The 551-nt window shown below is 58.4% G+C and carries 1 protein-coding gene; it reads left to right on the top strand.

What is annotated here, in order from left to right:
* Positions 1-272: PoNe immunity protein domain-containing protein (locus Q7C21_RS22750; protein WP_375151202.1), on the top strand; the 272-nt coding region annotated here is incomplete at its 5' end.
* Positions 273-551: the final 279 nt, after the last annotated feature.

Below are 551 nucleotides of genomic sequence, written 5' to 3'. Positions count from 1 at the left end.
ATTGGACGTTCGAGGCGGCGGCCATTGCCTTCCTTTATGGCATCGATGACAGCGGGGTCGAGCACAGGGTCTATCCCAAGGATCTGGTGGCCTATGCGAGGAGTCTTCAGCCGAGCGATTCGAAGCATGTAGCGCCGGTGGTGGCGGGGCAGTCCTGCAGCAAGGCCGGTTATTGGTTTACCCCGGCGCAGCCGGAGTCGCGGCGCTGCTTTGCACAGGGGGAAGTGATGCCGGAGTTTGAGGGGGGAGCGGTTTGGTATTGGGTGGGGTAGGGGTGGGCTGCCATTCGTTGTAGCGTTTGCCAACCCTTGTTTCTGGTCGAATGCAGAAGGGGCTGCTATCGACTCAACGGCATCGTCCTTGAGTGGCAGTTTTCGGTCAGCAGTGGACTGCCCCTCGTCCGACGTACATGAGGTGCTTAATGGATAGCCGCTATTGCTTTTCTCATACCAGAGCAGCCCAAGACTTGCACACGGCACGTTTGCTGGTGGGTAAGCGACTGAGCGCGCTGATGCATGACCAGTACTATTTCAACGGGGAAAGGAGTCTGG

This window comes from Pantoea sp. ANP04, assembly GCF_041982285.1.
GTDB classification, from domain to species: Bacteria; Pseudomonadota; Gammaproteobacteria; order Enterobacterales; family Enterobacteriaceae; genus Pantoea; species Pantoea eucalypti.
The sequence above is the reverse complement of the archived record's forward strand: the minus strand, read 5'-3'. Positions and strand labels throughout refer to the sequence as shown.